Raw genomic sequence first — 4,502 nt, 5'->3', positions numbered from 1 at the left:
CCCTCGATGTCTAAATCTTCCGGACCGGACTTCCACGCCGAATAGAAATCCGCGTCGTTGCTGTTGGGCGTCGGGTCGGGCTTATAAATCTGGGTCCGGGTAGGGAGTGGGATGGCCTCGCCGAGGATCATGGCCTCGCCCCGGCTGAGAGACGTCAGGATATCGACCAAATCGGACTCGCCCTCCGGCACCAGCTTGCGCACATAGTCCTGGTCGTCGGGATTGGTAATGCGCAGGCAGATGTACGTGCCGCATTGCGACAATACCGTTTCCGACAACTCGTGGGGCCGCTGACTGATAACCCCCAAACCGACACCGTACTTGCGCCCTTCCTTGGCGATCCGCTCCATGGTCTTGCGAGTGCCTTCAAACTGGGTGTTGGACTCACGGGGAATATAGGCATGAGCTTCTTCGCAGACCAGGAGAATGGGAAACTCTCGGTTGAACGGGTTCCAGTAATTGAACTCGAAGGCCAAGCGCCCGATCTGCGCGGAAACGGTCGGACGCACGTCGAAAGGTACCGGGCTCAAGTCGATAATCGTGATCTGACATTTGGGGTCGCCCAATCCGACGAAATCCCGCAGCAGCCCGGGCAGACTCTCCGAGCGGTTCCGTCTTACCGGATTGAGCAGAAAATCATAGCGCACGTCATTGAGCCGGCTCAGCAGCTTGACCAGAAACTCGTCGAACTGGCCGAACAGCGGGCCTTTGGTCTTGCCGAAATCGGTGCGGAATTCATTGGCTTCCTTGAAGCTGTCGTAAACCTCCTGTAACGAGAAATAAATTGGCGAGTCGAGCGAGATTGTTTCCAAATCCAGGGATTTCGCCGATTTTTTCTTCAACTCGTAAATCGTCTCGCGCAGGAAAGCAGTCTGTATGGCAGCTCCCGGGTCGTTGCGATCGATCAGCAGGTCGAGCAACTCGGCGAAAGTCATCAGCCAATAAGGAATTTCCAGGGCTCGGGCGTCGAGATAACGCGTCTGTTCCGGCTTAAAGGCGGAATGGAGAGCCCTGCTCCTATCCTTCCAGCAATATTCGCCGTGCAAATCGAGCAGGATGATATGCGCGTTGGGCATGGCATCGACCATGCGCTGAATCAAACTTGCCACCGACCATGACTTGCCGGAGCCGGACTGCCCGAGAATAGCGAAATGGCGACTGCACAAAGCCGACGGATCCAGGTAAACGCCGGTCGAGGGATGGCTGCGGAGATAGCCGGGATTGAACCGATACTGCCGGTAATTCGCGAAAATCGAATCGATCTCGTCCTCGGCCACGATGTGCACTTCGGCGCCGGGTGTCGGAAAATGCCTTACACCGCGCTGGAACACGCCTTCATCGGTAATTTGTCCGAGCGGCGTAAGCGCGACCAGGCTGCCGGCCGCGGAACGGCATATTCGACCACCGGAACGATCTGCTTCTACATGATTGATCAGCGCCAAGGATCGAAAACCGTGCTGACGGATCGATACGTAAGATCCCGGTTGTCCGACCACTTTGAGCTCACCGTCCACCGACACAGTCGGGCAAAAGCCTTCCTCCTCGCTCAATAGCTTGGCTACGAATTGACCGTTGCGAACTTCCAGCAAATGACCAATCAGTGTATCGGTGTGTTCGGACATAACGGACCCCTAAAAAGCGCCTGTAAGAAAACCGGAGCCTCCAGCCGGTTCGGTCCGACGGCTGGGAGCCGCCGCTCGTTCCGATCCCGACAGTCACTATAGAACTTCTGGAGAACTGGCCCAAAAGTTAGACCAGTTCGGCGAATATGCGAATCGGGCCGGTGCGATTCGGCCTGCGCCGCAGCTCTTGGCGCCGCCCACCTCCTGCTATCCGAACTGCCTCGCTGGCAGTACACGAACCAGGAAAACGACCCAGCGCCAAAAATAAGAAATTTCTTGTTTCCTCCCACCTATACTCTAGGCCGTCATCCCCATGGTCCCCGGATTTTTCCTAACACCAGCGCGGATGGCCTTTTCGCAACGTGAACGAACCCTGCCTCGACGATGCAAACGGAACGCGCGCCCGCGCTTTGCCTGCCGAGCGGACTGAATAAAGGCTTCTCTATGAAAATCAATCTTCCCGTCACTGCAAACGAATCGACGTATCCCGCCGGTACACAACTGATCTCGACTACCGATCTTAAGGGAATCATCACTTACGCGAACAAGGACTTTCAGGCGGTCGCCGGGTTCACCGAACAGGAGCTATTGAATAAGAACCACAATATCGTTCGACATCCGGATATGCCGCCGGAAGCGTTCGCCGATCTCTGGACCACCTTGAAAAACCGGACCCCTTGGATGGGCATCGTCAAAAATCGATGTAAGAACGGCGACTATTACTGGGTGGACGCATTCGTTATGCCGATGCTGGATAAAGACCGCATAATCGGCTACGAATCGGTGAGGGTGAGTCCTTCACGGGAGTACGTTGCAAGGGCCGAAGCGCTTTACCGGTCGTTCCGCGAAAAAAAGTTCAAGCTGCCTTCGCTGCTCCGATTGAGCTTCTCGGCGAAAGCGTTCGTCGGATTTCTCGTCGCCATGGCGCCCCTGCTAGCGCTCGGTTTTACCGGAGCCGGCGCGCAACCCGCGTTTTATGCGGCAGCCGCCGTCAGTGTGGCCCTCTCGTTATTCATGGCACGTCTTCTCACACGGCCGCTCACCCAGGCTGCGAATTTCTCCAAGCAGTTCATCGACAACGGTATCGCCCGAAAGGTCTATGCCGGAAGAGATGATGAAGTGGGCCAATTGCAGACCGCTATCGTCTCCTTGCAGGCTAGGCTGCGAACCGTAATCGGGCGCTTCGATGATGCCGCCGCCCGGCTCCAGGACATGGCGACTCACGCCCGGCAGGCAGCGGGCCAGACCAGCAACGACCTCACCCATCAGCAGTCGGAGATCGCCATGGTAGCGACGGCGGTCGATGAAATGACGGCAACCGTTCAGAGTATCGCCCGCAATGCCGCAGAAGCCGCTTCCGCAGCCGACCGCGCGACCCATGCAGCCGGCAAGGGCAAGCATGCCGTGGGGCAGACCAGCGTTGCAATCGACGACTTGGCCCATGAGGTCGAGAATGCCGCACAGGTGATAGAAAAACTGGAACAAGAAAGCAGAGGCATCGATGTCGTAGTCAACGTGATCCGCGACATCGCCGACCAAACCAATCTGTTGGCCTTGAACGCCGCCATCGAGGCTGCGCGCGCGGGCGAGCGGGGACGCGGTTTCGCGGTCGTTGCCGAAGAAGTACGCAAGCTGGCGTCCACCACCCAGAGTTCGACCCGGGAAATCCAGAAAATCGTCGAGCGGCTGCAGAAAGAAGCCCAGGAAGCCACCGCCGTTATGGAGAAAGGCCGCCGGCAAGCTCAAGTGAGCGTGCAACAGGCGGAGGTCTGCAATGAAACGCTTTCCGAGATCACGCGAGCGATTGAAGAAATCAAGGATATGAATGTGCAGGTAGCAAGTGCCGTGGAGGAGCAATCCTGCGTCACTCAAGAAATCATGCGCAACGTTGAAAACATCAACCAAAAAACCAAGAACATCGCGAAAGAGGCTGAGCGGACCGCCAACACTAGTGAACAAGCGTTACAGTTGGCTGTGGATCTTGAAAACCTCATGAACCGTTTCGCCCAGGCCGACGAATGAGCGATTCGACTAACCATCCAATCGGACGCTCGAGACTTTGCGCACGGGAAGCATTAACCGATCAACTGACAAGAGCAAAAGCCGACGACCGGCCATCACGAGAGGAGCTCGAGCCGGGCTATATCTATAGCGTTTTCGATGTCCTCCCCGCTGGGATAAGTCTCTTTCTGGGACTCGTATCGAGCGAACAAATCGCCCGGAACCCGGACCGGATACTGGCGGACTTGGTGGTTGACCCGATTCCGGCCCCTGTCCATGAAAACACGCCGCTCGAAATCGTGAAAAGCAGGCTGGAAAACGAGCACCTGGCGGCTCTAGCGGTTTTCAACGATAGCGGCGATTTTATCGGAGCCGTAACCCGAACCAGCCTGATTGACGCGCTCCTGAAGCGCGAAAAGGAGCTTTTGTCGGATGAATCGCATCGCCATGCCGAATTGTCGACGAATCGCGATCCTTCGCCATCATGGTCCGAGCAGCTGAGATCGCTTAGCCTAGCGACCCGTTCCTTGCTGCGGATCATGAATACGATAAAGCTGGAACGGCATCTATTGGAAAGTTCTCTCGAATATCTGACCCGTCTGCTGTCGGCGCGCTACGGGGCGATCGGGATTTTCGACGAGCAAGGCCAACTCGCCGAATTCATCTACACAGGTTTGAGCGAAGAACAGGCGCAGCGCATCGAACACTGGCCGGAAGGAAAGGGACTGCTGGGGAGGGCGCTGGCCCGGAACCAGTTTCTGCGGCTGCAGAATCTGCACGAGCACCCGCATGCGGCGGGATTTCCGCCGGGCCACCCGCCCATGCGCAATCTTCTCGCCGTCTCGATTTCCCACAACGGAGAGACGTATGGGCGCCTCT

3 protein-coding genes are annotated in these 4,502 nt (G+C 57.0%); 2 read left to right on the top strand and 1 reads right to left on the bottom strand.

Going from position 1 to position 4,502, the window contains the following annotated elements; genetic code table 11:
- Window positions 1-1,622, bottom strand: a 1,622-nt coding sequence (locus ABJK70_RS20725) for a helicase HerA-like domain-containing protein (RefSeq protein ID WP_347258973.1), incomplete at its 3' end; no start/stop codon positions are given.
- A 444-nt stretch (window positions 1,623-2,066) separates the two neighbouring features.
- Between ABJK70_RS20725 and ABJK70_RS20720 the strand changes: the two genes are divergently transcribed.
- Window positions 2,067-3,644 carry a PAS domain-containing methyl-accepting chemotaxis protein gene (locus tag ABJK70_RS20720; protein ID WP_347258972.1) on the top strand — a complete coding sequence of 526 codons (1,578 nt, stop codon included), beginning with the start codon at window positions 2,067-2,069 and terminating at the stop codon, window positions 3,642-3,644.
- Window positions 3,641-4,502 (top strand): GAF domain-containing protein (locus ABJK70_RS20715; protein WP_347258971.1); only part of this gene is annotated, 862 nt, incomplete at its 3' end. The genes ABJK70_RS20720 and ABJK70_RS20715, both read left to right, overlap by 4 nt.

This window comes from Methylocaldum sp. (genome assembly GCF_039794385.1).
GTDB lineage: Bacteria > Pseudomonadota > Gammaproteobacteria > Methylococcales > Methylococcaceae > Methylocaldum.
This window is presented reverse-complemented; position numbering and strand designations above follow the sequence as displayed.